This is a genomic window from Edaphocola aurantiacus, from assembly GCF_019797745.1.
GTDB lineage: Bacteria > Bacteroidota > Bacteroidia > Chitinophagales > Chitinophagaceae > Edaphocola > Edaphocola aurantiacus.
Window position 1 is genome coordinate 694,251 of the sequence record NZ_VOSI01000003.1, and the last position, 26,422, is coordinate 720,672.

30 protein-coding genes are annotated in these 26,422 nt (G+C 44.0%); 10 read left to right on the forward strand and 20 right to left on the reverse strand.

Annotated elements, in window-relative coordinates; translation table 11 throughout:
* The first annotated feature begins 72 nt into the window (after nt 1-72).
* The 3 genes from FTD44_RS11750 to FTD44_RS11760 all read left to right on the forward strand — a co-directional run bounded on the left by FTD44_RS11750 (nt 73) and on the right by FTD44_RS11760 (nt 2,447).
* Nucleotides 73-957, forward strand: a complete 885-nt coding sequence (locus FTD44_RS11750) for an SDR family oxidoreductase (protein ID WP_222166619.1) — start codon at nt 73-75, stop codon at nt 955-957.
* A 19-nt stretch (nt 958-976) separates the two neighbouring features.
* Complete coding sequence (locus FTD44_RS11755) at nt 977-1,609, forward strand: NAD(P)H-dependent oxidoreductase (RefSeq protein WP_129022097.1); 633 nt, start codon at nt 977-979, stop codon at nt 1,607-1,609.
* Nucleotides 1,610-1,715: 106 nt separating this feature from the next.
* Nucleotides 1,716-2,447, forward strand: coding sequence for a DsbA family oxidoreductase (locus tag FTD44_RS11760; RefSeq protein ID WP_222166620.1), 732 nt, complete (start codon nt 1,716-1,718; stop codon nt 2,445-2,447).
* Nucleotides 2,448-2,523: 76 nt separating this feature from the next.
* On the opposite strand, the gene FTD44_RS11765 is transcribed toward FTD44_RS11760, so the two are convergent.
* Entirely contained in the window at nt 2,524-2,850 is a 327-nt protein-coding gene (locus tag FTD44_RS11765; protein WP_222166621.1) for a c-type cytochrome, read from the reverse strand.
* A gap of 51 nt (nt 2,851-2,901) precedes the next feature.
* Nucleotides 2,902-3,834: an N-acetylmuramoyl-L-alanine amidase family protein gene (locus FTD44_RS11770; RefSeq protein WP_129022095.1), complete on the reverse strand. Its 933-nt coding sequence runs from the start codon at nt 3,832-3,834 to the stop codon at nt 2,902-2,904.
* Between the two features lie 82 nt (nt 3,835-3,916).
* On the opposite strand from FTD44_RS11770, the gene FTD44_RS11775 reads away from it, so the two are divergent.
* The gene (locus FTD44_RS11775; protein ID WP_222166622.1) at nt 3,917-6,532 is read left to right on the forward strand and encodes a putative LPS assembly protein LptD; all 2,616 of its coding nucleotides are present in this window, start codon (nt 3,917-3,919) and stop codon (nt 6,530-6,532) included.
* Between the two features lie 135 nt (nt 6,533-6,667).
* Here FTD44_RS11775 and FTD44_RS11780 read toward each other — a convergent pair whose 3' ends face one another.
* Complete coding sequence (locus tag FTD44_RS11780; protein WP_222166623.1) at nt 6,668-7,150, reverse strand: hypothetical protein; 483 nt, start codon at nt 7,148-7,150, stop codon at nt 6,668-6,670.
* A 65-nt stretch (nt 7,151-7,215) separates the two neighbouring features.
* Here FTD44_RS11780 and FTD44_RS11785 point away from each other — a divergent pair, with 65 nt between their 5' ends.
* The 3 genes from FTD44_RS11785 (at nt 7,216) to FTD44_RS11795 (ending at nt 11,828) form a co-directional block, all read left to right on the forward strand.
* Nucleotides 7,216-8,199 carry an acyl transferase gene (locus tag FTD44_RS11785; RefSeq protein WP_222166624.1) on the forward strand — a complete coding sequence of 328 codons (984 nt, stop codon included), beginning with the start codon at nt 7,216-7,218 and terminating at the stop codon, nt 8,197-8,199.
* A gap of 85 nt (nt 8,200-8,284) precedes the next feature.
* Nucleotides 8,285-9,775, forward strand: coding sequence for an APC family permease (locus FTD44_RS11790; protein ID WP_222166625.1), 1,491 nt, complete (start codon nt 8,285-8,287; stop codon nt 9,773-9,775).
* A gap of 13 nt (nt 9,776-9,788) precedes the next feature.
* Nucleotides 9,789-11,828, forward strand: coding sequence for a BatA domain-containing protein (locus FTD44_RS11795; protein ID WP_222166626.1), 2,040 nt, complete (start codon nt 9,789-9,791; stop codon nt 11,826-11,828).
* A 204-nt stretch (nt 11,829-12,032) separates the two neighbouring features.
* Here FTD44_RS11795 and FTD44_RS11800 read toward each other — a convergent pair whose 3' ends face one another.
* The 10 genes from FTD44_RS11800 to FTD44_RS11845 form a co-directional block, all read right to left on the reverse strand.
* Nucleotides 12,033-14,147 (reverse strand): collagen-like domain-containing protein, encoded by a 2,115-nt coding sequence (locus tag FTD44_RS11800; RefSeq protein ID WP_222166627.1) that lies wholly within the window; start codon nt 14,145-14,147, stop codon nt 12,033-12,035.
* A gap of 80 nt (nt 14,148-14,227) precedes the next feature.
* Nucleotides 14,228-15,520: a tail fiber domain-containing protein gene (locus tag FTD44_RS11805; RefSeq protein ID WP_222166628.1), complete on the reverse strand. Its 1,293-nt coding sequence runs from the start codon at nt 15,518-15,520 to the stop codon at nt 14,228-14,230.
* A gap of 34 nt (nt 15,521-15,554) precedes the next feature.
* Nucleotides 15,555-16,064, reverse strand: coding sequence for a T9SS type A sorting domain-containing protein (locus FTD44_RS11810; protein WP_222166629.1), 510 nt, complete (start codon nt 16,062-16,064; stop codon nt 15,555-15,557).
* 283 nt (nt 16,065-16,347) lie between these two features.
* The gene (locus tag FTD44_RS11815) at nt 16,348-17,226 is read right to left on the reverse strand and encodes a bestrophin family protein (protein WP_222166630.1); all 879 of its coding nucleotides are present in this window, start codon (nt 17,224-17,226) and stop codon (nt 16,348-16,350) included.
* 37 nt (nt 17,227-17,263) lie between these two features.
* Nucleotides 17,264-17,977 carry a DUF1003 domain-containing protein gene (locus FTD44_RS11820; protein ID WP_222166631.1) on the reverse strand — a complete coding sequence of 238 codons (714 nt, stop codon included), beginning with the start codon at nt 17,975-17,977 and terminating at the stop codon, nt 17,264-17,266.
* 89 nt (nt 17,978-18,066) lie between these two features.
* Nucleotides 18,067-18,450 (reverse strand): VOC family protein, encoded by a 384-nt coding sequence (locus FTD44_RS11825; protein WP_222166632.1) that lies wholly within the window; start codon nt 18,448-18,450, stop codon nt 18,067-18,069.
* 49 nt (nt 18,451-18,499) lie between these two features.
* Complete coding sequence (locus FTD44_RS11830) at nt 18,500-18,919, reverse strand: SRPBCC domain-containing protein (protein WP_222166633.1); 420 nt, start codon at nt 18,917-18,919, stop codon at nt 18,500-18,502.
* 32 nt (nt 18,920-18,951) lie between these two features.
* On the reverse strand, nt 18,952-19,371 hold the full coding sequence (locus FTD44_RS11835; RefSeq protein ID WP_246625418.1) for a DUF6157 family protein: 420 nt from the start codon (nt 19,369-19,371) through the stop codon (nt 18,952-18,954).
* 4 nt (nt 19,372-19,375) lie between these two features.
* Nucleotides 19,376-19,801, reverse strand: a complete 426-nt coding sequence (locus FTD44_RS11840) for a DUF1801 domain-containing protein (protein ID WP_222166634.1) — start codon at nt 19,799-19,801, stop codon at nt 19,376-19,378.
* A gap of 11 nt (nt 19,802-19,812) precedes the next feature.
* Nucleotides 19,813-20,370: a YdeI/OmpD-associated family protein gene (locus FTD44_RS11845; protein WP_222166635.1), complete on the reverse strand. Its 558-nt coding sequence runs from the start codon at nt 20,368-20,370 to the stop codon at nt 19,813-19,815.
* A 225-nt stretch (nt 20,371-20,595) separates the two neighbouring features.
* Between FTD44_RS11845 and FTD44_RS11850 the strand changes: the two genes are divergently transcribed.
* The 3 genes from FTD44_RS11850 to FTD44_RS11860 are packed head-to-tail and all read left to right on the forward strand — an operon-like array spanning nt 20,596 to nt 22,418.
* On the forward strand, nt 20,596-21,402 hold the full coding sequence (locus tag FTD44_RS11850) for a hypothetical protein (protein WP_222166636.1): 807 nt from the start codon (nt 20,596-20,598) through the stop codon (nt 21,400-21,402).
* A 17-nt stretch (nt 21,403-21,419) separates the two neighbouring features.
* Nucleotides 21,420-21,827, forward strand: coding sequence for a hypothetical protein (locus tag FTD44_RS11855; RefSeq protein WP_222166637.1), 408 nt, complete (start codon nt 21,420-21,422; stop codon nt 21,825-21,827).
* A 36-nt stretch (nt 21,828-21,863) separates the two neighbouring features.
* Entirely contained in the window at nt 21,864-22,418 is a 555-nt protein-coding gene (locus tag FTD44_RS11860) for a DUF6705 family protein (RefSeq protein ID WP_222166638.1), read from the forward strand.
* A gap of 167 nt (nt 22,419-22,585) precedes the next feature.
* On the opposite strand, the gene FTD44_RS11865 is transcribed toward FTD44_RS11860, so the two are convergent.
* The 7 genes from FTD44_RS11865 to FTD44_RS11895 all read right to left on the reverse strand — a co-directional run bounded on the left by FTD44_RS11865 (nt 22,586) and on the right by FTD44_RS11895 (nt 26,422).
* Nucleotides 22,586-22,738, reverse strand: a complete 153-nt coding sequence (locus tag FTD44_RS11865) for a hypothetical protein (protein WP_202616078.1) — start codon at nt 22,736-22,738, stop codon at nt 22,586-22,588.
* A complete protein-coding gene (locus FTD44_RS11870) occupies nt 22,738-23,073 on the reverse strand; it encodes an antibiotic biosynthesis monooxygenase family protein (protein WP_222166639.1) in 336 nt (111 codons plus the stop codon). Before FTD44_RS11870 ends, FTD44_RS11865 begins: the two co-directional genes overlap by 1 nt.
* Before the next feature lie 170 nt (nt 23,074-23,243).
* Nucleotides 23,244-23,675 carry a VOC family protein gene (locus FTD44_RS11875; RefSeq protein WP_222166640.1) on the reverse strand — a complete coding sequence of 144 codons (432 nt, stop codon included), beginning with the start codon at nt 23,673-23,675 and terminating at the stop codon, nt 23,244-23,246.
* Nucleotides 23,676-23,716: 41 nt separating this feature from the next.
* A complete protein-coding gene (locus FTD44_RS11880; RefSeq protein WP_222166641.1) occupies nt 23,717-24,589 on the reverse strand; it encodes an SRPBCC family protein in 873 nt (290 codons plus the stop codon).
* Nucleotides 24,590-24,735: 146 nt separating this feature from the next.
* On the reverse strand, nt 24,736-25,197 hold the full coding sequence (locus tag FTD44_RS11885) for a YkgJ family cysteine cluster protein (protein ID WP_317196837.1): 462 nt from the start codon (nt 25,195-25,197) through the stop codon (nt 24,736-24,738).
* Between the two features lie 17 nt (nt 25,198-25,214).
* Nucleotides 25,215-25,703 (reverse strand): asparaginase domain-containing protein, encoded by a 489-nt coding sequence (locus FTD44_RS11890; RefSeq protein WP_222166643.1) that lies wholly within the window; start codon nt 25,701-25,703, stop codon nt 25,215-25,217.
* Nucleotides 25,704-25,750: 47 nt separating this feature from the next.
* On the reverse strand, nt 25,751-26,422 hold the full coding sequence (locus FTD44_RS11895; RefSeq protein WP_222166644.1) for a hypothetical protein: 672 nt from the start codon (nt 26,420-26,422) through the stop codon (nt 25,751-25,753).

Genomic DNA, 26,422 nt, shown 5'->3' on the forward strand with positions numbered 1-26,422 from the left:
TACTATTTACCTTTGACTTACCAAAAGTAAGTAAATATACTTTATTAATCAAAAAATCACATTGAATTCATAATGAAGAAAATAATGATTACCGGGGCTACCGGCGGATTGGGAAGTGAAGTGGTTCGTCAGTTAAAAGCAAAACAACCAGCTGCCAACATCAGTATACTGGTCCGGAACCCGGAAAATGAAACCGTTAAAGCATTTACCAGCCAGGGCATCAATGTACAGCAAGGGAGTTATGATGATTATCAAAGCCTGGTTCAGGCTTTTCAGGGAATTGAGGTATTATACTTTGTTTCCGGAAATGATATACTTGCCCGCGCACAACAGCACGAAAATGTAATCAATGCTGCCAAAGAGGCAGGTGTTCAGCATATATTATATACCAGTACCGTAAGGAAAGATGAGTCTGCTACCGCACCACTCTACCCGGTTGTGGGTACGCATGTACAGACTGAAAACCTGATCAAAGCATCGGGTATGAAGTTTACGTTACTAAGGCATAACCTGTATGCCGAAGTAGTACCTTTATTCCTGGGTGCACAAGTGGCAGAAACCAAAACGGTTTATCTGCCTGCAGGCACAGGTAAGACAGCTTTTGTCGCCAGAACCGACTTTGCGGCAGCTGCTGCGAACATTCTGTCTCAACCGGAACTGCATGAAAACAAGATTTATGAGCTGAACGGAGCAGAACAGATCAGCTTTGAAGAAATTGGAACAATAATTGCAACAGCTATCGGTGCGCCGGTACAATATGTGTCTCCGGACGTCAATGACTACGCCACCACTATGAAAGAAGCCGGCTTGCCGGAGGAGGTTACAGCCATGCTGTCTATGTTCGGTCAGGCCATTGCCAACACCGAATTTGATCAGCAGTCCGATGACCTGGTTCAATTACTGGGCCGTCAGCCACAATCAGTACAAACATTTATTCAACAAGCATACTCAAAATAAAAAACAAAAAATTCAAACAATGGAATTATTAAGTGCCCTGAACTGGCGATATGCCACTAAAAAAATGAATGGTGAAAAAGTAGATCAGAACCTGGTTGACCAGATCCTGGAAGCAGCTTATCTGGCGCCTACCTCATCCGGTCTGCAACCATTCCAGGTATTCGTGATCTCTAACGAGGAACTGAAAGAAAAAATCAAACCGATCGCGTACAACCAAAGCCAGATCACAGATGCATCTCACGTACTGGTATTTGCCGCATGGGATAATTATACTGAAGAGCGCATCAGCACTGTATTCACACGCATGGTAACTGAACGCAATATGCCGGAAGAGGCGGTTGCTGATTATAAAAACAACCTGATCGCCATGTACACTCCGCGTCCTGCCGAAGTAAACTTCGACCACGCAGCACGTCAGTCTTATATTGGTTTCGGTATGGCTATTGCCGCTGCCGCAGAACTGAAAGTTGACGCTACGCCAATGGAAGGTTTCGTAGCTGATCAGCTGGATGAGTTACTGGGTCTGCGTGAAAAAGGTCTGAGAAGTACGACTATTCTTACTTTAGGATACAGAGATGCCGCTAATGACTGGCTGGTAAACCTGAAAAAAGTGCGTACGCCTAAAGAAGAATTCCTGACGATTCTGGATTAATTTTAAGATTGTTGTTTAATACTTACAAGGGACTCTTCTACCGGATAAAGCCAGTAGGGAGTCCTTATTTGTTTCCTGCAGGATACCTGCACAAATCAATTATAATATGCAAGCACAACAAAAGATGAAAGTCGAAGTATGGAGCGATATCATGTGCCCTTTCTGTTATATCGGCAAACGCCATTATGAAGCAGCCCTGGAGCAATTTGCCCATAAAGATGATATAGAACTGGTATGGAAAAGCTTTCAGCTGGATCCGACTACAGAAGAAGATGCCGGAGATAAAGCAAATGTATATGCATACCTGGCTGAACGTAAAGGATTGAGCCTGGCAGAATCAGAAAAGATGCATGCACAGGTGGCACAAATGGCGCAACAGGCTGGCCTGGACTATGATTTCGATCATACCTATATGACCAATTCTTTTAAGGCACACCGCCTTATACAACTGGCTAAAACAAAGGGACTGGATGATGCCGCAGAGGAAGCACTGTTTAAAGCATACTTTACAGAAGGTAAAAATGTTTCCGATATGGAAGCCCTCAGTTCTATTGCTCTTTCTATCGGTTTAGATGCCGGAGCTGTAGCACTGGCACTAAGTGAAGATCAGTATGCGGAAGCAGTAACACAGGATGTACTGGAAGCGCAGCAGATAGGTGTGCAGGGGGTTCCCTTCTTCGTATTTGACCGTAAATATGCTATATCAGGCGCACAACCGGTTCCGGCTTTTACCCAGACTCTGGAGCAGGCACATCAGGAGTGGAGCAGCAAGCAACAGGCTACGGTGTTACAGGTACAACAAGGCCCGTCCTGCGATATCGATGGCAACTGTGATTAAGCCTTTGATTTACCCATATATAAAAAGCGCAGCGACCCAATAGGTTACTGCGCTTTTCTTTTGTTTTCTTTACTGATTACTGAGCTGCTGCTGCATTCGCGATTACATAAGCGCGGATCAGGGCTGCATCTGCTGCAGATACATCTGCTTTAGGAATCATACGGTTCAGGATACCATGCCATTTAACATCGGTAAACGCTTCCGTTTTAAATAATTTATGACAGCTACCACAACTGGAAGCATAAAGCTGCTGACCGGAGGCCAGCTGATCTGCTGTATATTGTTTCTGTGCTGTTTCTTTGGTCATTGCCGCTGTTGTTGCGGGAGTGGCTGCTTTCTTCGGGGAGCAATTGATCATAGTGATCGTTAATCCTAATACTGTAAGAACCGCTAATTTCTTCATTTTTTTACTGATTAATGACACTAAAGTAAGCGTTTTTATGAGAACAGAAAATTATTTCTTGCGTTCCAGCTCAAGTTTGTAATCGATGATAGCAGTTGCAATGGCTCTGGCCAGCGCATCCTGTCCGGCAGGTGAATTCAGATAAGCCTCTTCCTCGGCATTATTAATAAAACCTACCTCGATCAGCACACCCGGCATGGCACTTCCGGCCAGTACTTCCAGTGATTTTTGTTTTACACCAAAGTTGCCACGGCCCAGCTTGCCAAAGTTTTGCTGTACTTTACTGCCCAGTGTTACACTTCTCCCCAGGAATGCCTGTGAGTACTGCGCAATGATGATGGCTGTTGTTGGATCATTTTCATCCATCAGACCAGGCTCATCAGAAACAGTTTCACTGTATTCACCAATTGCTTTTTCTTTTTGAGAATTGCGGGAAAGACCCAGTACATAAGTTTCCGTACCACTTACACTGGTCGCGCGGTTTACAATGGTCTTGTATACCGGCACGGTCACATACTTGCGGCCCTGCTTTACACGACGGGTACCGGATTGCACACGGCTGCGCGTACCTGCGGTAGAGTTTACGTGGATCGAAATAAACAGATCGGCATTGGCCTTATTGGCAATTTCATGTCTGCCTTTCAGTTCTACAAAGAAATCTGCATCGCGCGTCAGGATAGTCTTCAGCTGCGGCATTTCTCTATTGAGTATATCACGCACCTTAAGGGTAATACCCAGTGCAATATCTTTCTCTTTGGAAAAGCTGCCGATCGCTCCGGGATCTTTGCCTCCGTGACCGGCATCCAATACTACCTTACTCACTACTTTCTGCGCCAGGGCTTGCTGTGCGCATCCTACCACTATCAATATTAAAAACAGTCGGGCTATACTTTTCATCATGTCCATAACGTTATCTAACGGAATACTGATTTCTGTTATTGTTTTCAGTTCCTGATCGTACAATACTTTTAGGTAAGACTGCAAATATAATCGAAGGTTAAGGGAATTAAAAATATTTAAAGCAATTTTGCTATTAAAGAAATACTATTTTTGCGAAGTTTTTCCAATGCATATAGAATCCGTTAACATAACCCGCCCATTCCGTCACCTGCTCCTGCTCATTGTGCTCTTACTGAGCCCTTGTGTTATATGGGCACAGGTGCCCGATACGGATGTGGAACCGGCAACGGAGCAAAGTGACACCACTGCTAAAGTTCCGGCCATGACCAAAGAAGCCAAAGAAAAGCAGCTGGGCATCAAAATTTCCAAAGACGCACCTGAAGATGAAGTTACTTCTGTAGCTAAGGATTCTGCTATAATGGATATGGAGAAGAATGTATTCTTCCTGTATGGCAATGCGCAGATCAATCAGAAAGATATAGAGCTGAAATCCGGTGTGGTAGAGTTTGACCAGAAAAGTAATGTGGTCAGCGCCTATCCTACTTATGATACAACAGGACTGAAAACTTCTGACCAGGAATTTATACAGGGCTCGGAAAAATTTCAGTACGATTCCTTAAAGTATAATTTCAAAAGTAAAAGAGCTATTGTGCGCAATGCCCGCTCTACCTATGGCGATGCATTTATGATCAGCCAGCAGGTGAAGCGTAATCCAGATCAGTCGATCTACGGATATAAAAATACGTACACCACCTGTAACCTGGATCATCCGCACTATGGCATTTACGCCAAAAAGATCAAGGCTATTCCGAATAAAGTAATTGCTTCCGGACCGGCTAATCTGCAGATTGCAGACATCCCTACTCCATTAATGTTTCCATTCGGGATATTCCCGATCAACCCCAAACAGAAATCCGGTTTCATACTGCCCACCTATACGATGGAACAGAACCGTGGTCTGGGTTTGCAACGTATCGGGTATTATTTTGATATCAATGATTATATCGGTGCCACTATACAATTCGATATCTTCTCTAAAGGAAGTTATGGTGTATACGGCTCTACAAATTATACCAAACGATATAAGTATAATGGTAGCCTCAATGTCAACTACAGTAAGAGTATTTTCGGAGAGCCTTATGATATAGGTAAAACAGAGCAAAATGATTTTCGTATAGACTGGACACACCAGGTTGACCCAAGGTCTATGCCGGGTGCCAGCTTTAATGCAAAGGTAGAATTCGGTACCGGCGGCTATAACCGCGTAAACGGGATGACTTCCGGTATGGTACTGAACAACCAGTACAATACTTCCATTGCCTACAGCAAGTCCTGGATCGGCAAGCCTTATGCCTTATCTATGGCCTTACGCCATAACCAGAGTACAAATACCGGACTGGGGTCTATTACCCTCCCGGACATTACTTTCAATGTATCGCAGATCACTCCATTCCAGCGAAAAAATTCAGTGGGTACGCCAAAGTGGTATGAGAAAATATCGGGAACCTATATGGTCGCTGCGCAAAACCGTTACGATTTTGTTGACTCTACCTTCAGCCTGAATAATATCAAATGGTCTGATTTCAGTAGCGGCATCAAGCACTCCTTCAGCCTGGGTGCTGCATATAATATTTTTCGTTTCTTCAATTTCAGTGTAAATGTTCCGTATAATGAGTATTGGAATACCAAACAACTGATCCGCACCTGGAATCCAGGTACGCGTAAAGATGATACGACGATGAATATGGGCTTCTATGCTACGCGTGACTTCAGTGTTACCTCCAGCATCAGTACCCGTATCTATGGGGTAAAAATGTTCCGTAAAGGTAGTGTTGCAGGTATTCGCCATGTGATCACTCCAGCATTGAACTTTAATTATACCCCGGGCTTTTCCAATAAGCCGTTCAACTATTTTTATAATTACGTAGATCAGTTTGGTTACTCTACTGCATTGTCGCCATATTCTATATCTCCGGGCAATGTGGGTTACCCTACCAACCCTTATCCGGTCGGATCTGCCGGTATTTCTATCAATAATACCCTGCAGATGAAGGTGCGCGGTAAAGATACCGGATCGACACACATCGTCTCCATCCTGGATGGTTTCGGACTGAATGCCAATTATAATTTCTTTGCAGATTCGCAGAATCTGAGTGCCATCAACCTTAATGCCAGAACCAATGTGGCCAAACACCTGGACCTGACTTTGAACGGACAGTTCGATGCATACAGATTTGTAAACGGTTACCGGTCTAAAGAATTTCTGATTAATACAGGAGGGCCACTGGTACAATTACGTACATTGGGTGTCGGACTGGGCTTTAACTACCAGGGCGGTGAGAAAAGTAAGAAGGATAATGAAACCGAAGAGGGCCGTAAGGGTGAAGAGGCGCAATTGCTGCTGAGAAATAACGGGATCAATGATTATTACGATTTCAATATTCCCTGGAATATCAGTATCAACTCTTCTTTAAACTACCTGAGAAAGAACCTGGTTAGTGGCAAGGATACGATTATCATTACACCCAACCTTTCCTTTACCGGTAGCATACGCTTTACACCTAAGATGATGCTGAACATCACTTCCGGTTATGATTTCTATAGCAAATCGATCGGTTATACAACCATCAATGTAACCCGCGATCTGCACTGCTGGCAGATGATGCTGAATATTGTACCTTTTGGTATATACCGCAATTACAACTTTACCATCAATGTAAAATCCTCTGTACTGCAAGATCTGAAGCTGGTGCGCAGGAGGGCTTACCAGGATAATTATTAAACCTGGCTTATAAGGCTGATCCAGATAATTCGAATATACTACAAGCCTTCTGCTCCAAACTTCATTATAACATACAACAATGCCCTGCTGAAACAAGATCAGCAGGGCATTGTTTATATCATTATTTCAGAAAATTTAAGGGCTTACATATACAGGTGGTGTAGAGATTACATTACTCTTATTACCGGCATTATCGGTTACATACATTTCGAATCGGAAGGTATCGCGCAGCATATGCACCGAATCCGTGCGGGGAACGAAGAACACATTTTTAGCAAAAGATACGGTACCGCTACCCTTCAGGTATTTTTTACCAAAGCGGGCTTCTGTTGGTACATAGGGGAACGGATAATGATAAATCGCTCCTGTGGTCAGATTGGTAATGGTTACAGCCAGTTTGGAATCGGTATAGTCTGTTCCCATATCTCCGTCACCATCGACAAAGTCATAATTCATTATCCAGCGGGTAGTATCATTATAACTTACCTCTCCGGTATTCATAGAACGGTAAGTCAACTCCGGTGTATCCGGATAGCTTACATTATCTTCCTTGGAACAGGATGCAAAAGCAAGTCCGGTAATGAGGGCTGCTGCGGTAATTTTAAGATATGGTGACATAGGATAACGCGATTTACTAAATCCAAATGTAGTATTATTGCACTCAAATATACACAATTAAAATCATGGCAGCAAATACAGTTCCTGATCTGCACTGGTTGGAAACAATTGACCATCATAACTTTGAAGAAAGAGCAATTGCACTCTTTCATTATCAATACGAACACAATCCCTTGTATCGTGCTTATACTGATGCCATACATATAAACGCAGAAGCGGTACGTCATCTTACAGACATCCCTTTTCTGCCCATATCATTCTTTAAAAGTCATACGGTGCTTACCGGAACACATAAGCCTGAGTTGCTTTTTGAAAGCAGTGGCACAACCGGTATGATTCCCAGCAGGCACCACATTGTCCATCCGAAGTATTATGAATATGCCTACAGGAGTGCCTTTGCCCATTTTTACGGCAATGTAGCGGATTATATCGTGATCGGGCTGCTGCCCTCCTACCTGGAGCGGAAGCACTCCTCACTGGTATATATGGTGAATGACCTGGTGCAGATGAGTGCACATGAAGACAGCGGATTTTACCTTAATGAATTTGAACAGCTGGCCATCGTGTTGCAAAAACACCGGGACAAGAAAATTATATTGATTGGCGTAACCTTTGCCCTGCTTGATTTTGCAGAGGCCTACCCTATGGACCTGTCGCATGTAATCGTGATGGAAACGGGAGGCATGAAGGGCCGGAAAGAAGAATGGACCCGCATTGAGGTACATGCTTACCTGCAACAGCAATGGCAATTGCCGGGTGTACATTCTGAATATGGTATGAGCGAATTGCTCTCCCAGGCGTATGCGCCTGCAAACGGGCTGTTTTCCTGCGATCGTACCATGAAGGTTTTGCTGCGGGACGAATCTGATCCACTGGAGACCTATGCTTATGGCAGCGGCTGTTTAAACATTATAGACCTGGCCAATATCGACTCCTGTGCTTTCATCGCCACAGAGGATATTGCCAAGATTCACAGAGACGATACCTTCGAGGTGCTGGGGCGTCGCGACCATGCAGCACTAAGGGGTTGCAGCCTGATGGTGATCTGATGATCAGCGATAAAATTTCACAGAATAGGCATTCAAATGTAATATTTTTAATACTTTGGCACTTTAAAAACCGAAAACTACATTAATGGAGCAGACCACCGGATTAAAACGCAGCTTAACCCTTACCGACGGCATACTGATTGTTGCCGGATCTATGATCGGATCAGGTATATTTATTGTCAGTGCCGATATGGTCCGCAATGTAGGCAGCGCCGGATGGCTGATGCTGATCTGGCTCATTACCGGTCTGATGACGGTTTTTGCGGCGATCTCTTACGGGGAGTTATCTTCCATGTTTCCCAAAGCGGGCGGACAGTATGTGTTCTTAAAAGAAGCCTACAATTCGCTGACCGGTTTCTTATACGGCTGGAGTTTTTTTACCGTAATCCAGACCGGTACTATTGCTGCGGTAGGTGTAGCCTTCAGTAAGTTTGCCGGCTATTTCATCCCGGCATTGGAGATGAAAGATGCCAATATTCTCTTTACCATCGGCGATCAGTTTAAACTATATCCCGCACAACTTGTATCTATTGCTCTTGTCATTTTCCTGACCTGGGTCAACAGCCGTGGAGTTAAAGAAGGAAAATTCATCCAGACTATATTTACTTCTGCAAAATTATTATCCCTTTTCGGCCTCATCATTTTCGGATTCCTGCTGGCTGCAAAAGCCGATATCTGGAACGAAAACTGGGCAACAGGCCTGAGCATGAAGTTCACCACACCGGTAAATGGTAATCCTGATAATGGATGGAATCTGTTCTCTCAGGTTGGCAGCTGGTCTGCGGCACTGGGATTGATTGCCTCTGCAATGGTAGGATCTGTATTCAGCAGTGTAGCCTGGGAAAATGTAACTTTCCTGGCAGGAGAGATCAAGAACCCGCAGCGAAATGTGGGCCTGAGCCTGTTCTTCGGTACCCTGATCGTCACGATTATTTACATTACCATCAACCTGATGTATGTTGCCGTTCTGCCATTGACACCGGCTGAAACCGGAGGTATCTATGCACCCAATTCCGGTGGTATTGCCTTTGCCGTACAGGATCGTGTAGCCACTGCAGCATCATTTAATATCTTTGGCAATATCGGTGCGCTGGTAATTGCGGTAATGATTATGATTTCAACCTTTGGCTGTAATAATGGCCTGATCATGACCGGTGCAAGGGTATTTTATACAATGGCAAATGATAACCTGTTCTTCAAACAAGCAGGCAGATTGAATAAAAATTCCGTTCCGGAATGGGCCCTGTGGGCACAATGTTTCTGGACATCAATATTATGTCTGAGCGGTAAATACGGTTTACTGCTGGATTACGTTGTATTTGTAACACTGATCTTTTACATGATTACTATATACGGTATTTTCAGACTGCGCAAAAGCAGACCTGATGCGGAGCGTCCTTATAAAGCATTCGGTTATCCGTTTATACCTATATTGTATTTTATCCTTGCGGGTGCTATGGCACTGGGCTTGCTGATTGCCAAATGGGAGACCTGTGTATTTGGAATTATTGTGGTACTGATCGGCCTTCCGGTGTATTACCTGTTGGTGCGTAAAGAAAAACAAGCTACGGCTTAATGAATGAATAAGTATGAACTTCCTGTTTCCATTGTTTCTGATCTCCGGTCTGGCTATTGCCATACCGATCATAATACATCTCTTTAATTTCAGAAAGTACAAAACGATTTATTTCCCGGACACCCGTCTGCTGGAGTCCATCAAGATTACCTCACAACGCAGTGCCACTATCGAAAACTGGTTGCTGTTGCTTAGTCGTATCCTGTTCGTAGCTGCGCTGGTACTGGCTTTTGCACAACCTTTATTCAAAAATGCATCTGCCGGTAAGAGCAATCTGAACATATTATATGTAGACAATTCACAGAGTATGTCTATCAGCAGTAATAAGGGACAATTGTCCTTGCTGCAGAAGGCTGTTTCTGATGCAAAGAAAGTGGTAGAGCAATCCAATGCCACACAAGATTTTATCCTGCTTACAAATGATAATCCTTATGCCAGCAGGCCGGTACCGCAGACTGAGGTTTTAAAGAAACTGGATGCACTGCAGATCAGTGCCCGTACGACCAGCCTGAGCCAGGTTGTAACAGCGGTTAACAATATTCTTTCCGACAATAATATTACCAATGCAGATGCTTACCTGTTTTCAGATATGCAACGCAGCACTTTGCTGCGGGATGCTGCAGTAAAAGCCACATCCGGTGCCCGTTTCCATTTCAGAACAGTAGAGCTGGACGAGCATAATAACATTTACTTTGATACCGCATACTTCCTGCAACCGGTAATTGATACCCGCCAGGAAAATCCGCTGGTCGTAAAAGTGGCCCGTTCCGGCAGTGCCGATAAGGACCAGCAGGTATCTATGCAGGTACTGGTCGATAACCAGGTAAGGGCAGCAAAAACCATTGCAGTACCGAATGACAGTACCGTACTGGATACCATACCACTGGTGATCAATACACCGGGATGGCATAAAATAGCCCTGGTGCTGAAAGATGCTCAGGTAAACTACGATGATACCTTCCGTATTACAGCAAAGACCAATGCTACACTATCTGTACTGAATCTTACAGAAGGCAGCAGCAGTCCATATATCACAGCGGCTTTGAGCCCTATGAACGGCTTCCTTACCCAACAGGGAATGATCAGTGCGATAAGTACACAAGACCTGAGTGCATATAACCTCGTTATCCTGCATCATATTTCCGGAATGGATGCCGCTACTGCAAAGGCAATACAAAGTGGGCTGGATAATGGTTTGAGCTTCCTTATTATCCCGAAAAACATCAGGGATATTCAGGCCTTCAATACACAGTTAAATACACTGGCCCCCATCAGCCTGGCTAAAGAAGATACTACAGCAACACAGATCGGTAGTGTGCAATCGGAACATGCCCTGTTGAAGGATGTGATTGCGAGCATGCCGGCCAATGTGCAGCTACCGGCAGTATTACGTCACTACCCTATTTCTGCCGGTCTTAATGCTGGCCAGCAAAGTATTTTGAGCCTGAAGAATGGTCATCCTTTCCTGGCGCAATACACCATTGGTCAGGGAAGATTATACCTCCTGGCGAGTCCGCTGGAAGAGCAGGCCGGTAATTTCGTGCTGAGTAATCTGTTTCTGCCTATATTATACAAAATGTGCGCGCAGAGCGGAGCGCAGTCTATCTACGCTGTTACGGCCAATAATAGTCAGCCTGTATTTGTGCCTTTACATTCCCGCAACCGAAGTGTATTCCGCATCCTGGGTGGCGGTCAGGAAACCGTTCCCCCACAGGCTCCTTTCGGAAATGGTACTAATGTGTATGCCGGTAATGTAATTACCCAAACCGGGTTTTACCGCCTGAGCAATGATGAGGTTAAAGACAGTACTTTAATTGCGGTCAATAATGACATCCTGGAATCGCGCCTGAAACCGGCTACAGAAGCGGAGATCAGTAATCTGCTGAAACCAGCTACAGTATACTGGAATGAACATAAAGGTCCGGGATTCAGCGGTGGTAAAACAGGTAGTGTTGATCTCTGGAAGTGGTGCGTGGTACTGGCCTTGATCAGTTTATGTATCGAGACTTATCTGTTGACTGCCAGAAGAAAGCATAAGAAAATAGCATTATAAATGAGCTGAATCACCGGATTATTGTCGACATGATTGAATTATACAGAATACCTGCATTCAGCAAACAAAAACTTCCTTGATTCTTATTGATGCCTTTTGCTTTGATGCAAAAGGTAGCGCTAAAAAATCAAGGTGAACATAAGAGAGGGCCTCCGTTGAAAAACGGAGGCCCTGTGCTTTGGGTTTATTGTACTACTCTAGTGTTTAGTTTTTTAAGATTGCACCACCAACTTTTCCTGTGTTTTCAGTAGCAGGTGTGCTGACTTTACGTTCCGGAGTTGCTGTTTTCTCCACGTTCATATAATCTTTAGGACGGGTAATAGCATCTATACTGCGATCTTCCGGCATGCCCCATTCTGCAGCATGCAGATAACGTCCTTTAAATTGTGCTTCTTTTTCTACTTCAGGTACTACACGATGCGCATTGGCATATTTATCATGACGCACACCGGTTACCTGCCAGCTTACTTTAATACCAGGCTGATTGGTCTGAATTCTGAATTCATTGCCAGACACTTCCTGGGCAACAATTGCCTGTGCGAAAGCACCGATTACGGTAAGCTGATAACGGAAATCCTGGTTCAGCGATTCAAAATATTCAGGCAGTTTTACCGTTGCATAACCATTGGCATCTGTAGTAATGTTACCATTATAGATGTTCATCATATCTGGACTTTCTACAAAGCTATGGTACAGGTATTTGTTTTCAGGATCTAAAGGGTGATCGATTTTGAACGTACCACTACCTTTGGCAATAGAGCCCGTGATCTGCACATTACCGGAGAAATAACCGGCATAGTTAGTCGTTGCGCCGCTGGCGAAGCCATACACACCATAACGTACGGTTGGTACTGTAGCCCCACCAACAGTTTGTGCGTTACCATATACACCATAGGTATTACCAATACCAGTTGTTGCTGCAAAGCTGGCATTTTTATTATAACCAACCACGCCTATACCTCCGACAGAAGCCCCCATTACACCGGCGGTGTTGGCAGAACCATACACACCCAGATCCTGGTTACCTACACCGAAAATAGTGTTGGCATCCTGGTTATTAACTCCGTTATAACCGGTACCCTGAACACCGACACCATAGTTACTGCCGTTGTAGTTACCGAATACACCGGCTTTAAGACAAGCCTGAGAGGTATAAGAATACCCTGTGATGGCTGCGAAGGTATCTATAGCCGGAACCGGAGTTGCAGGCTGCATTACATGCAATCTACCGCTTGGTGTAGAGGTACCGAAACCAGATGCACCGGTAGATACTACGATACCACGACCAGTAGTACCACCATCAAAGAAACCGGCCACACCGGCACCTGTAGCCACACCCCAGATACCATTACCGGTACCGGTGGCAACACCGACTGTACCGCCAAGAGTACCTGTAGACAGACCATACACCCCGTTCTGAGATCCGCTGACCCCGATTACACCGATACCGGTGGTGGACTCACCATATACAGAACCCGCAGTAGCGATAGAGGTTGCTGGCGTACCAGTTAGTGTAGCCCTCATGGCATTGCCGATAGAACCGGCAGTCACCTGAAATTTGATATTCGGACTGAGGGTACCGGTATTGACACCAACTGAAGTACCATCATCTGTCAACTGAGAGTTACCTCCCGTAGCAGCTCCGGTAAACTTAACCAAAGTGTTGGTCGTACCACTGATATTGGCACTGCCCGCAGGGCCCTGAGGACCAGCGGGGCCTGCTGCCCCGGTAGCACCGCCTGCTCCTGTAGCACCTACAGGTCCGGCAGGACCTTGTGCACCTGTTGCGCCAACTGGCCCCTGAGGTCCTGCTGGACCAGCGGGTCCCTGAGCACCAGTAGCTCCGTTAGGACCGGTCGCGCCTACAGGACCAGCCGGACCGACAGGGCCTTGTGGTCCAGCAGGACCAGCTACGCCACCGTTAGCTGCATGTAAGGCAAAAGGTACGCTCAATAATTGTGTAGCACCCAGGTTGGTATAGTTTGTACCACCGGCAGGGTCAATTTCTACTTTCATATACTTATCGCCGGTACCCCAGTTTACTGCGGCCATAGTACCACTCAATGGTGTACCATTACCTACTGAGATATTATACAGACCATATGTATTTGTAGTAGCACTCTGTCTTTCAGAATATACAACCGTACCGGAAGATGAACCATCGAGGATGCTGATTCTCAATCCCAGAGATTGATTGGGCAGCGCAGCCCCGGTATTATTGCGGGCTACGCCCTGATAATTGAATTTTTGTGGTGCCTGAGCCGTGCCCACCTGGATGGCGGCAAAGGCTATTGCAATACTTAGTATTAACTTTTTCATACAGATGATTTTTTAAGAATATTGTAAATATTGTTTTTAAGTGAAATGCAACGCATGACGCAGGTTGCTTGCAGGTTTTGTTATTTGATTTTTGCTTTCAGGATTTCAATTTCTTTTTTCAGCTCTTCAATAACTGCTTGTTGCTCCTGGATTGCTTTTACCAGCACAGGGGTGAATTCTGCATATTTCACACCATAAGCATCATTATACTCTGCTGTTGCTTTACCTGTTTCTACATCTATCGGTGTAGTAGAGTGGATCACCAGGTCTGGTGCACTGACACTCAGTTCCTGTGCAGAGAAGCCATAGTTCACTCCTGTACCCAGGCGCAGTTTTTCATCTTTCCAGTTATAGGAAATCGGTTTCAGCTGCATGATGGTGCTAAGACCAGAAGATAAAGGCTGGATATTGGTTTTATAGCGTTCATCAGAAGTCTGAATCGTGCCATTTGCAGCCCATACTGCAGTCCAGCGGGAACCATTGGCGCCTAAGGACATGGTATTATCATTTGTTGGTCTGAAGGTATTTGTTGTACCATCCATCAGCATTTTTGAATTGGTGGCAGATATGCTGGTCGTAGGTGTGGCGTTATACAGGAAGCTCAGGTAAGTGCCACCATTACCGATTGCGTTGTACGGTCCGGAAGAAGAGTTGGCCAGACCAATGGCAGTCCATCCGTTCATGTTACCGATATTGATCACATCATTAGATGCTGAGGTAACCGTCAGATTGGTCATTGGATAACGGGTACCGATACCTACACGACCGATAGAGTCTATGGTCAATTTAGGTGATGCAGCAATGGTTAAGTGCAGGCTACCTAATGTATTACCACCACCGGTACCGAAGTCTACGTCTTCGTTTTTACCGGCATAGCTACCGAGATACCCTCTGTACAAACCATTTTCATAAAAGCCCCACCATAAACTGCTGGCTGTAGTGCCTACCAGGCCATAACCGCCGTTAGACGTAGCTTGTACCCCTTTGGCTGCTTGTGCATATGGTACAGACAACATTTTGGTTGTACCCAGATCTGCATAGCTGGTACCGCCTGCAGGATCCATTTCTACTTTCATAAAGCGATCACCGGTGAGGCCATTTGCAGCGGACATAGTACCCGTCACAACCGTACCGGAACCAACCTGTACATTGAATAAGCCGTAGGCATTCGTCATCGCACTCTGCGTTTCGGAATACAATACCGTGTTGGAGGCATCAAGGATAGATAACCTCAGTCCGATAGACTGATTAGCCAGTGCGGCTCCTGCATTGTTACGGGCCACACCCTGGTAATTGAACATATCTGGCACCTGGGCAAAAGAAATACCCATAGATGCGCATATGCAAAGCGATATAAATAATAACTTTTTCATGTTTTTTTGTTTTTAATAGTTGAAATGATTTGACTTACTGAACTTTTTTGATTTCAAAACTGTTACGGTATTGACTGCCCTGCTGCTGTATCTGCACATTGAGGTAGTAACTACCCGCAGCATAAGGAGCCAGATCAATCATAATTTTTTCTTTACCGGAAGGGATTTTGTAGGTGTGCATGGTGAGGGATCTTCCCAGTACATCATACAGGCTGTAATGCAGTTCTGCAGAAGCGTTCAGTTTGGTTTCGAGGTATACGAAGCTACCGGTGGGATTTGGGTAAACGCTCAGCTGATCCAGGGATAAGGGTACATCATTGATGCCCACCTGTGATGCCTTGGGTTGCAGCAGGCCCTGTGTGACCGTAAGCGAACCGGCTGTTGCGGTATGTACAAGGGTCATTTCACCAATGGACCACTCGTACGTGTTACCGGAGATGGCAGCACTACCCCCTGTGGCATTCAGCGTAGAGGGCGAGATGCTCTGGGCTCTGGAGCAATAAGTGCTCATGCCCAGGGCAAGTAGTAATACAATTGATTTCATAATTTTTGTTTTTAAAGTGAGAATAGTTTACTATAGTTGAAAATTGGTTATATATATAGAAGTGTCTATATTGTTTAGAGTTAATTATCAATAAATTTTATATTAGAATCACGCTTTTCAATTATAGTTCAAAGGTCTATATATTTCAGGGCTCCCGTATGAGGAAAAATCCCCGTTTTTCATGGGCCTAATTGCTCAAAATCACACCAGCAGGGCATTTTGCATAAAAAAAGTGCCCGCTTTGCAGCAGGCACTGAAGTATATATCAGGGAAATGTATTATATTAAAGAATTTCCCCTACATGCTTTTGTATATTATTACAGATCTTTTGTAAAGGCAGATCATTAGGATCTCCTCCAAACGGATCTTCTATCTCTTCTGCAATCAGCTCCAGGCTACCCAACACATACGCGATGAAGGTAACCAGTGGGGCTACATAATAACCCAGCTGAAATACATACCCGATCGGTAAGGTAATCACATAGATCATGATAAAGCGCTTGATAAATGAACTGTAGGAATAAGGAATAGGTGTGTTCTTAATGCGCTCACAGCCACCGCAGATATCGGTCAGTGCAGAGAGTTCATTGTTTAAATTGATCATGTGGGCATCGGTAATAATACCTTCTTTATACATCTGCTGCACCTTAAGAGATAATATGCGTGCTACCTGGTTGGGGATATGCTTATCCTTTTCCAGTATATATAATTCCGGATGCTCTTTTACATCAAGGCTTAAGCGTGTGCTTTCCGATTGCAGGTGTATCTTCAGTGATTCTGCATACAGCGGTATATACTTCCTGAAAAACAGTCTGTACTCCTCATCCTTGGAATCCAGTACAGAAGCCAGCTTTATGGCAAAATTGCGGCTGTTATTGACCAGCGCTCCCCAGAGTTTGCGTCCCTCCCACCAGCGGTCATAAGCCGTATTGGTACGGAATACCACCAGTAAAGAGATTACAAAGCCCAATGTGGTATGCATCAGGTTTATGTTCTTGATCCAGCTATTGCTGGATAGCTGCCAGACTTCGATTTCCAGATAACCCAGAACGGCACAGTAAATAAATATTGCGATGAGTATCGGCAGCATCTTACGCAAGGTATCTGCCTTGGAGAGTAAGAATTTAAAGTCGAACCAGGTCTTGCTGTCGTAGATGTACATTGTTTAGTTGTTTTGTCAAAAGTAAGGAACGGCGGCTTTAATTTTCTGTCTTCGGTTCGATTTTTTCCAGGATATCATTCATCATTTCAATCTGTATACGCTGTATCTCCAGCAGCTCCTGTTGTTGGTGAATGATGAGGTGATCGATCTTCTCATGCAGGGCACGTAATTCAATCTCTGCTTTAAGGTTGATCATATAATCCTTCTTGGCCCGCAGCCGGTCCTTATCCTCCTGCCGGTTCTGGCTCATCATGATCACGGGTGCCTGCAAAGATGCCAGGCAGGACAGGATCAGGTTCAGCAGGATGAAGGGATAAGGATCGAAGCCCTTATTGGCCAGCAGGTATACATTAGCTGCGATCCACAACAGAATAAACACACCAAATGCAATAATAAATGTCCAGCTGCCGCCGAAAGTGGCTACTTTGTCGGCCACTCTTTCTCCAAAGGTATCTGAAGAGGTCTCCTCTTCAGTATCTACTTCTTTAGTGATGATACTATTATCATTCAGCGTCTGCATTACCTTCTGCTCCATATCGGTAAGGTTACTTACCTCTTTGGAAAGATAGGAGGAGATATACTGCATCCGGTATTCATTTAATTCTTTCAAAGTGAGAGAGGACCTATCGTTGAATTGTGGCTTGTCCTTTACAATCATATTGAACAGACCTACATTTATGGCATGTGCATTAACCCTTTCTGATATGGGATAAGACTGACCGGAGATATCGCTGATAAAGGTTTGCGCCATAGGAATATTATTTCTGTTACAAATATAAAGGCTATTACACATTACCGTAATAGCCTTTATCATAAAAAATAAATTTTGTTTACTCCATCTTACTCCATCGAGTACAGACCGAAGTAGTTGCCTTCTGTATCGTTGCAAATGGCACAAAAGCCATACTCCCCGATAGAGAACTTAGGCTGCTGTATTTTACCGCCTGCTGCTTCTACTCTGCCCTGCTCTACGGAGCAGTCTTTGCAGCCGAAGTATACCAGGGTGCTGTTACCACCTGCTTTTACATGCTCCATTTGTACCAGGGCACCAGAGGTACCCATACCATCTTCCACACCAGGGAAGCCGAGCATTTTCATATCCATATCTCCTGGTGTAGCCATTTCGTTCATGGAATAGCCCAGAACGGTTTCATAGAATTTGCGTGCACGGTTGATATCATCTACATAGATTTCGAACCAGTGTACCGGGTTGTAGCCTGCCATAATTGTGTGTTTTAAAGGTTTTTTTAAGAATAGTTATGAGGTAAGATTTTTATGTTTGCTGATTGATTACGTAATGCTTGAAATTGTTCAGGATGGCCTGCCAGCCTGCCTGCTGCATATCACGGTCATTGATATCTTCTGCCTCGAAATGTTCAGATACTACGGTATCATTGCCCTGTTCGTTAAAGGCTACATGCACCTTGCGGCCGTCTCCCATTGTATAGGCAATGGTTTTATGCGGATTCACTTCAGTGTACGTACCACCGAAATCGAACTGCATGCTGCCATCGCGGGCGGCCATAATATATTTAAAATCACCTCCTTCACGAAGGTCGTTTCGTGCTTCCGGGCAGTGCCAGTCTTCGCTTGCCGCATTCCATTGCTGTACGGCATCGGGCTGGGTAAAGGCATCCCATACTTGCTGCAGCGAAGCGGGAATGCGTACTTCTACGTGGATCGGATTGTGCATAGTGTTTTAATTTATGTGTTTTGATTAATCGGTTATGCTCTTTTGGAACGCATGGCTTTTACCTTCTGTATATGCTTATCGGCACAGAAGCGCTGATATTCCTTGGTTTCACGACCGTAGAGGGCTACCTTACCCGCTTCGTTATGATGAATGCCAAAGCCATAGCGCTTGGCCAGTGGTGAGGCACGCAGGCAAGCCTGTCCTCTGGAGAAGAATTGCTCACGGGCATCGTCCCACTCATCATTGGTCAGTTCATTTTTAAAGGCATGGCACTGGAAGATCACTTCGTCGGAACTGTAGCGGTACGGATGATCGTGCAGCATATTATACTGCATATTGGCGATAGACAGCTTGTCTCCCTTCTGCGGTGGCACATCTGCCTGCATTACGGGGCAATCTTCTGCCACTTCTATAAATGTATTGATATAGTTAGTCGTATGTTGTTTCATCATTTCCCTATTTTATACCGTATTTCTGGTCTATAAACTGTAAGGTGTCTGCAATCATTTCTTTGAGTACTTCCTGGTCTATATGCTCCAGTTTCTTTACATAGATACAGGCCTTGCCCATCTTGAATTTGCCCAGTGCATTCAGTAATTCCTGCTGGCGTATGGTGTCGCAATAGACATAAACAGATATGGCCGCCTTGCGGGGTGAGAAACCGATTACCGGTGCATCTCCTTCATGGCCGCTGTCGTACTTATAGTGGTACTCGCCAAACCCGATAATGCTGCTGCCCCACATGCGCGGCGCTTTACCGGAGCATTGCTCCATCAGCTGTACCAGTTCATAACTATCGCTGCGTTGCTGCGCATCGCTTACCTGTTCTATAAAATCGGTAACACTATCTTCTGTAAAAACAGTTTTATTTGCTTTGGCCATAACTATACTTGTTAGCGGTATTTGTCATTCAATCCTTTGCCTTCCAGGATCATTGGTTTAATCTTCTCCAGCCGGCTCAGACGGGTAGCATCCCGCTTGGCTGTTTCAATATGTTCTACGTATTCTTTTTGCTTGTACAAACTCAGTGCCGTAAAGGCTTCATTAAGTGCTGCATCCGTGTCCAGGGCCTCCTGCAATGCATCAGGAATGACCAGTTCTGCAGAGCGCTCCGGTGTCCAGGTCTTGCCTTCGTCTACATTACGGATTGCTTCTCTTATATATGCTTCAATCTTTTGCGGATCGATCTCTTCCATACCGGTAAACCGCCATTGGCGCAGGGCCTTTGTTTTACCTTCAGATGCGTTGACCAGTACCTTGCAGGGATCGCTTAAGAAAACACCATCATAAAACCAGAGAGAAAAGAAATTGTTGAATCCGCCACAGGCCACCACATTGCGGCCTTTATGGGTATATATGGTTGCCCCCCACTTGATGGCCTCATCAAGATTCATTTTACGGATAATGCTATGGAGGTATTCTACCTCCTGTTCCCATTGGGCATTATGCATCAGATGTCAGTTTAGTTTCAGTGCTTTAAAAATAAGATTTTTTTGGGAATAGTATGTTAATCCTGTGGTGCAGTGAAGTAATGTTGACACCAACCCATTCAAAAGTATGGGCCACTGCTCCTGCCGCGTCTGAAAACAGTACAGAAGTTAGTTATTGTTCGTTGGGGAACATACTAAGACCTAATACATTTGTTCTATTCTTAACCAGTAGAATTTACAAAAACCATGAAAAAAGTATTATTAATTGTAGCAGTAGGGTTATCAGGAGCGCTGACAACTAGTTTCTTAGCTTGTAATAAGTGCCCAAAACCAATTAACGCAAATGGAAGAAAAACAGTACTGTACTCTGGCGCGTTAAAAATTTATGATTCTATACTTAACAATAGCGGCAACCTTCATAACCTGCATTTAGATTCTTTTTCAATCTTGATAGATAATTATGGCGAAATAGATAGTCAAATCTATCAATCCACAATGAAGCGATATATTGAAAAACTAGCGTCTAATTATGGAGATAATAACTATCTGGTTTCTTTTAAGGAAAACGCAGCGTATGGACGGTCAGTTTCTGTAATCAATCAAATTAAAACAGATTTAGAAAATACACCCGTTCTAGGCTCAGCCTACGCAGATATTAAAGATTTATTACGTAACACTGGAAGTAAAGATGAATTTAAAGCGGGCCTCTTGAATATTTATGCTAACTACGAACGTGGGTGCCCTCCTCAATATAAAATAAGATTGTCGACAATGGTTAGTGTTGCATATTCCTCTTATCAATATTGGGAGAACAACTATGATGGATGGGTTGATAGAGCAATAATGATTACAATGGGTAAGGGAGACGATGATAAGAAGAAGAAAGAAGAGGAGGAAAGAAAGAAAAGAGAAATGCAGGCTCAGAAAGAGCAGCGAATTGCCAATTTGGTACAAGCGGATTTAGCGGGTGCCGCTGTAGGTATAGGAACTGCAGTTGGTGCTGTCGGCGTTGGTGCTATTGCATCAGCTGTAGTCGCATTATCGTGGGATTAATTCAGAAAAACAAAACTATGATATTTATAAAAAATACTGCTTACTACGGCACCTGGTTACCCATTATTATAATAGCCAATAATGGTATTGTACATAAAATATCGGGCTTTAAGTCAGAGGCGATATTGGATATTGAAGAAGCTACAGAAGTTATTGTCAAACCATCACCATTACACTTTTCGACATATACCGTAAAGGTTGATAATGATTCTGTAATTGTGATGACCGAAAATAAAGTACATCGTATTCTATTCCTGCTGGCATGGATAAGCTGTGCCGCATTGCAAATTTTCAGAGATCAACTTCACGGTTTTGCATTCTATGCGGTGCTGGCGATACCGATTGTTTATTTATTATGCCTTGTATATTTATCTTTGATACAACCCAAAGCGGCTTTTAAGGTTAAGACTTATTCATTAAAGTGACGCTTCTAATGGTGCGAACTAATTAAAATCTAAAATTTGAATATAAAAAACTTAATAAAAGCCCTTTTCATTACTACAACGTTTATAGTACCTATTACAACAGACGCACAAATGCCCAAAGCTGGTACTTATGTGCAGCAGTCTGATCTACATAAACTGGAAGGTAAATGGCAAGCAACAAGAGGCAATGAGACATTGACTATCAAGTTAACACTTCAATCCAGAAAACAATTTGGGAAGATATACACCGATGCTATCATTGGCTGGCATGATTTTCAAATCAATGGAGTTACTGTAAGCAGTACATTCAGTGATCTTAATAATGATGGTAAAGCTAACATGGCCCTAGTCTCTTTTTATCTTATTGACTTAAATAATGGTTCAGTAATGTCATTTGGTGATCCCAATCGTAGATTAGGCTATGGCAAGGCAGAAGTAAAGCTTTTGGATAACAATACCCTTAGCTTCAAAATTAAATCTGGTCAGAATGAGCAAATTAGAGTTGTCGTTGAAGGTAAGGCTACACAAGAGCCGACAGAGGAAAGTAGATTAATAAAAAGTGGAGACTGGATATTACATAAAATGAGTTAAGCAATAGTTCCCATACTTAATATTTGCTTGTGCATTTTTATTTCCCATCGTCATCTTATTGAAGATGGTACTATTCAAGAAAAAGTAATTACTACTTCCAAAGTTTATACATACGTGTGCCCCGGCAATTTGCCGGGGCACACGTATGTATAATGGGGGTATACTCCCTAAAATAGCTTGAAGCCATACCAGGCTGCAATAGCTACTGCAATCCAGGCCAGACCTTTGATCAGAAAAAACAAAAAGCCGAAGATGCCTAATCGCTTAAGCCACTTTTTACGGTTCCCCTTGGGGTTCGTCTCTGTTTCCTGTGTATCCATTATCTGCTGATGACTTTGTATGTTTTGAAATCGGATTTCATCGGAGGAGTTTTGCCTTCTTTTTTCGCGATAGCGATATCTTCAAATCCTCTTTTGTGTCCTTCGATAAACTGCGGAGATTTGGTCCAGTCTTTGAAGGCCTCTTCCGTATCCCAGAAGCTTACGATCAGGTATTTACCATCATCGGTTTGTGGTTTCAATACCTGCATATCGATAAATCCGGTCATGGTATCGATGGCATGTGCACGGGAGGCAAACAGGCTTTCAAATCTTTCTTTGTAATCTGCTTCACAATCAATGTAGTTAATCGCAACAAAGTTTCTATTGTTTTCCATAATATTTCTGAATTTGTAATTTTTATGTAAAATTCTGAAAATCAATAGAAAGTGGATTGCCAATTCGGGAACAAATACTTATATAAAAAGGAATTTGTCACTACACCGTCATATTTATACACACAGTCCGGGATCAAAACAAGATCCCGGACTGCCTGATTTTTATATACTTACTGGCAGTTAAACATCCATTGAATGCCGTACTTGTCTACACAGCTGCCATAGTATGCACCCCAGAACATATCCTGCAGGTCCATCGTTACCTGACCACCATCAGATAAGGCCGTAAACAAGCGGCTTGTTTCTTCACGGGTATCCGGTTGCAGACTGATGTATACATTATTGCCCTGGTTTATGGTAAACCCCATAGACTCCGGTGCATCAGTACCCATAAGCTTATGGCCGCCCAGGATGGTTAATTCTACGTGCATAACCAGGTTCTTATCTGCTTCGGACAATTCCGGAACACCCTCTGGTGCGGGACCATGCCCCATGCGCATAATGCCGGGACCGCCGAACTCACCGCCAAACACGGATTTATAGAAATTGAATGCCTCCTCGGTATGACGGGGAAAGTTTAGATAGGTGCTTACGCTTGCCATGATTGCTGTTTTGTAAGGTTATGATTAAAAATAGGTTATAATCAGATGATGGTCTCTGCATCAGTAGATAAGCGCTTAATCTCTTCCAGTGCTTTCGGGAAGGTAGACAGCATATAATCTTTATGCTTCTGGTCTACGTCTACTTCTGCGAGCAGGGTCGTAACCCCGTCTTTCTCTGTAAGGGTATACATCTCCAGGCTGCCTGTCCAGTGGCGTGCAGCCTCATCTACCGGCATTTCCACACCCTCTTTTATGCTACCGATATGGCTGAAGATGATCTTTTCATATGGTTTTACATAAAACACCTGGCTGTACATACCGGAACCATCAGGAGCCAGGAAGTGAACAATCTCATTGGCCTCCAGCTCTCCTTCATAATATGATCCCGGACAGAATGGAGTCGTCCATTTTGTGTAACTGTCATGATCCCACATTACCTCCCATACTTTCTCTGCCGGGGCATTGATCTCGATGGTAAAAGGCGTACGTTCGATATTGTATAAATAATTGCGCAGATTGATGCGGATAATTCCGTGCCAGCCTACTTCAAAGTTCTCTTTGGAAAAATCGGATCCGGCATCAGAAAAGTTTTCGGTATCCTGGTGTGTAAGGGTAAGTCTTGTCTCCCCATCGATTTCATCCAGATCCCAGGTCAGTACGGAAGTGCCCTTGGAGTGGCTCGGATGTGTCCATGTATGTTTGAAACGCTTATTGGGTACTACTTCCAGTACCTTACACTGATGATGGTATAGCTTAGATGGTCCTTCGTAAAAGTTGAATGTATCGCCTTCGGTAAGCGAGAGGTCTGCAATGTCAAAATACCATTCTTTCATTGCGTCTTTGTCAGTAATGGCCTTCCACACCTGTTCTAAAGGTGCCTGGAATGTCTCGACCATAATAATAGGTGTGCCCATAATGCATTGATTTTATGACTGAAAAGTACATATTTTAATGCAAAGGAAATATTATTATTTATAGAAAGATGGATGCAAAAATGTGGTCTACGACACATAAAGTATTGTTCTATAATACAGTATGAACATTACCTTCAAATCAAAAATTACATACTGATCAGGCGCTCCATGACATAGTACATGGCTGGGCATACGGTAGTATTCTTAAGGGTAAGGCTGGGTTGCTTCAGCAACACATCTTCATTGGTATACGGAAAGCGGGCACAGTCTCTGGGGCGCTCCTCATAAATACTGCAGTAGTTATCAGATCCCAGGAAAGGGCAAGGGCTGGACCGGACTACATAATCGCCATCACTGTCCAGTTTCAGGTAGGTATCTATAAAAGCTGCTTCTTTCATGCGTAAATGTTTGGCAATACGCTTGATGTCCGGCATCTTAAACCGTGGAGAATAATTTTTGCAGCAGTTGGCACAGGCCAGACAATCTACATTTTGGAATGCCTCATCATGCAGATCAGGCAATAAGGCCAACACTTTATTCTTGTTGGCCTTTTTTAAAAAATTTCTGTACTGGCCCTGGTGCTCTTTAGCCAGCTTTTCGTAATGCACAATATCCAAAACACCGTTTATTTTAGGGTTTCAAAGAAACCGGTTTTCTTATTTTTACGCACATTGTCCCATGCATAATAACGGCCGTTCATGGCTACATATACACCATGCGGCAGCGTCTGCAGGAAAGCCAGTGCGGCGCCCAGGTTAAAGAACCCATCAGAACTACCGAACTTGTATGGGATCATTGCACCTGTAATCACAATTGTTTTTTCCAGTCCTGCATTGGCAATAAACTCAGCGGTTTCGGCCATTGTATCGGTACCATGCGTGATAAGGATACGGTCTTCTTCCGCTTTACGGCAATTATGCAGGATCACTTCACGATCGGTATCAGTCATCTCCAGGCTGTCGACCATCATCAGGGTGCGCACTTCTGTATCTATAGTACAGCGCCCTAATTGCAGCATTTCCGGAACATGAGTCTCCTCAAAGTCCAGTTTGCCATTGATCATATCATACTCTTTATCGAAGGTACCGCCGGTAACTAATATTCTGATTGCCATTATCGTGTGGAAATTTGCTGCAAATGTACAGCATTCCCCGATTATTTTTAGTTATAGCGCAAATAAAAGAGCACTCTGATCACAGCAATGATTGCAAATACAGAGATAACCGCATTTCTGCGATTCCGGTGGGATATATTGAACAGGTTCAGCATACGGTCTTTGTGGATCACCACCAGAACACAGCCAAAATATATCGCTGTTCCGATCCTGAACAAGGTCATGGAATCTGCGAAATAGTCTAAAGCGCCAATACCGATGATGGAATATACCTCAATGATGACCAATATAATATTACTGATGGCAAAGTACTGCAGCAGGTACCAGCCCCAGGACTTGAATTTGTATAAGGCATAGATGCAGAGGCCGTACATAATCAGACCCGGTGCCTGTTTCAGGATAACCAGTATAGCGGTCAGTACAATGAGCGACAAGCACAGGTATTTATGCCATTGCAGGGCCTTATGATCAATCTCCGGACCGGCATGGAGCACGCCCTCTTCTGCATCAAAATCCCAGCTGAGTTTATTATAAGGGTTGCCAATCAGGTCATTATCCTTACCGGACCACTTAGCTTCCGGCGCAGTTTCCGGAACGGCGATTCCCCTTTCGGTTAAGACCTGACGGGCATAGGTAATGCTTACCGCATCATACTGTTCGGCATGGGTACAGATATACAGCAGGTCTTCGTTACTATAAGATTGATATTGGTCGTACAT

Excerpts from the sequence above, each read along its gene's own strand:
- FTD44_RS11750 (WP_222166619.1), top strand. The coding sequence starts at position 73 with ATGAAGAAAATAATGATTACCGGGGCTACCGGCGGATTGGGAAGTGAA.
- FTD44_RS11755 (WP_129022097.1), top strand. The coding sequence starts at position 977 with ATGGAATTATTAAGTGCCCTGAACTGGCGATATGCCACTAAAAAAATG.
- FTD44_RS11760 (WP_222166620.1), top strand. The coding sequence starts at position 1,716 with ATGCAAGCACAACAAAAGATGAAAGTCGAAGTATGGAGCGATATCATG.
- FTD44_RS11765 (WP_222166621.1), bottom strand. The coding sequence starts at position 2,850 with ATGAAGAAATTAGCGGTTCTTACAGTATTAGGATTAACGATCACTATG.
- FTD44_RS11775 (WP_222166622.1), top strand. The coding sequence starts at position 3,917 with ATGCATATAGAATCCGTTAACATAACCCGCCCATTCCGTCACCTGCTC.
- FTD44_RS11780 (WP_222166623.1), bottom strand. The coding sequence starts at position 7,150 with ATGTCACCATATCTTAAAATTACCGCAGCAGCCCTCATTACCGGACTT.
- FTD44_RS11785 (WP_222166624.1), top strand. The coding sequence starts at position 7,216 with ATGGCAGCAAATACAGTTCCTGATCTGCACTGGTTGGAAACAATTGAC.
- FTD44_RS11790 (WP_222166625.1), top strand. The coding sequence starts at position 8,285 with ATGGAGCAGACCACCGGATTAAAACGCAGCTTAACCCTTACCGACGGC.
- FTD44_RS11795 (WP_222166626.1), top strand. The coding sequence starts at position 9,789 with ATGAACTTCCTGTTTCCATTGTTTCTGATCTCCGGTCTGGCTATTGCC.
- FTD44_RS11800 (WP_222166627.1), bottom strand. The coding sequence starts at position 14,147 with ATGAAAAAGTTAATACTAAGTATTGCAATAGCCTTTGCCGCCATCCAG.
- FTD44_RS11805 (WP_222166628.1), bottom strand. The coding sequence starts at position 15,520 with ATGAAAAAGTTATTATTTATATCGCTTTGCATATGCGCATCTATGGGT.
- FTD44_RS11810 (WP_222166629.1), bottom strand. The coding sequence starts at position 16,064 with ATGAAATCAATTGTATTACTACTTGCCCTGGGCATGAGCACTTATTGC.
- FTD44_RS11815 (WP_222166630.1), bottom strand. The coding sequence starts at position 17,226 with ATGTACATCTACGACAGCAAGACCTGGTTCGACTTTAAATTCTTACTC.
- FTD44_RS11820 (WP_222166631.1), bottom strand. The coding sequence starts at position 17,977 with ATGGCGCAAACCTTTATCAGCGATATCTCCGGTCAGTCTTATCCCATA.
- FTD44_RS11825 (WP_222166632.1), bottom strand. The coding sequence starts at position 18,450 with ATGGCAGGCTACAACCCGGTACACTGGTTCGAAATCTATGTAGATGAT.
- FTD44_RS11830 (WP_222166633.1), bottom strand. The coding sequence starts at position 18,919 with ATGCACAATCCGATCCACGTAGAAGTACGCATTCCCGCTTCGCTGCAG.
- FTD44_RS11835 (WP_246625418.1), bottom strand. The coding sequence starts at position 19,371 with ATGATGAAACAACATACGACTAACTATATCAATACATTTATAGAAGTG.
- FTD44_RS11840 (WP_222166634.1), bottom strand. The coding sequence starts at position 19,801 with ATGGCCAAAGCAAATAAAACTGTTTTTACAGAAGATAGTGTTACCGAT.
- FTD44_RS11845 (WP_222166635.1), bottom strand. The coding sequence starts at position 20,370 with ATGCATAATGCCCAATGGGAACAGGAGGTAGAATACCTCCATAGCATT.
- FTD44_RS11850 (WP_222166636.1), top strand. The coding sequence starts at position 20,596 with ATGAAAAAAGTATTATTAATTGTAGCAGTAGGGTTATCAGGAGCGCTG.
- FTD44_RS11855 (WP_222166637.1), top strand. The coding sequence starts at position 21,420 with ATGATATTTATAAAAAATACTGCTTACTACGGCACCTGGTTACCCATT.
- FTD44_RS11865 (WP_202616078.1), bottom strand. The coding sequence starts at position 22,738 with ATGGATACACAGGAAACAGAGACGAACCCCAAGGGGAACCGTAAAAAG.
- FTD44_RS11870 (WP_222166639.1), bottom strand. The coding sequence starts at position 23,073 with ATGGAAAACAATAGAAACTTTGTTGCGATTAACTACATTGATTGTGAA.
- FTD44_RS11875 (WP_222166640.1), bottom strand. The coding sequence starts at position 23,675 with ATGGCAAGCGTAAGCACCTATCTAAACTTTCCCCGTCATACCGAGGAG.
- FTD44_RS11880 (WP_222166641.1), bottom strand. The coding sequence starts at position 24,589 with ATGGGCACACCTATTATTATGGTCGAGACATTCCAGGCACCTTTAGAA.
- FTD44_RS11890 (WP_222166643.1), bottom strand. The coding sequence starts at position 25,703 with ATGGCAATCAGAATATTAGTTACCGGCGGTACCTTCGATAAAGAGTAT.
- FTD44_RS11895 (WP_222166644.1), bottom strand. The coding sequence starts at position 26,422 with ATGTACGACCAATATCAATCTTATAGTAACGAAGACCTGCTGTATATC.